Source organism: Mesorhizobium sp. M8A.F.Ca.ET.207.01.1.1, from assembly GCF_004794715.1.
Classification (GTDB): domain Bacteria; phylum Pseudomonadota; class Alphaproteobacteria; order Rhizobiales; family Rhizobiaceae; genus Mesorhizobium.
Genome location: NZ_SRUS01000273.1, coordinates 1 through 347 on the forward strand (window position 1 = coordinate 1; position 347 = coordinate 347).

General features: G+C 73.8%; 1 protein-coding gene. It reads right to left on the bottom strand.

The window, feature by feature from the left end; all coding sequences use genetic code 11:
• Positions 1-310: porin (locus EN850_RS34505; protein WP_348642454.1), on the bottom strand; the 310-nt coding region annotated here is incomplete at its 3' end.
• Positions 311-347: the final 37 nt, after the last annotated feature.

The window sequence follows — 347 nt, forward strand, 5'->3', positions numbered from 1 at the left end:
CGCGGCCGGCGGAGAAGTCGACCAGGGTCAGGCGGCTCTCGTCGGACAGGTGCCCGGCCGGGCGCGGGCGGATGCGCAGGCCGGGCACGCCATTGGCGCCGGGGTTGTCATACGCCTCGCGGGCCAGCGACAGGCCCAGGTGCAGTACGTCCCCGTCGCTGGGCGAGGGCGACCAGGTGACGCGGCCACCGGCCGCACGGCCCTTCACCTGCCAGGCGTCGATGCTCTCCAGGCTGTAGACGCTGGCTGCCCAGGTGAAGTCGCAGGGGTTGGCCTGCCACGAGGCACCCAGGCGGTACAGCGGGGCCAGCGTGGTGCCGGCGTTGCCGCGCTACAGGAAGGAGACG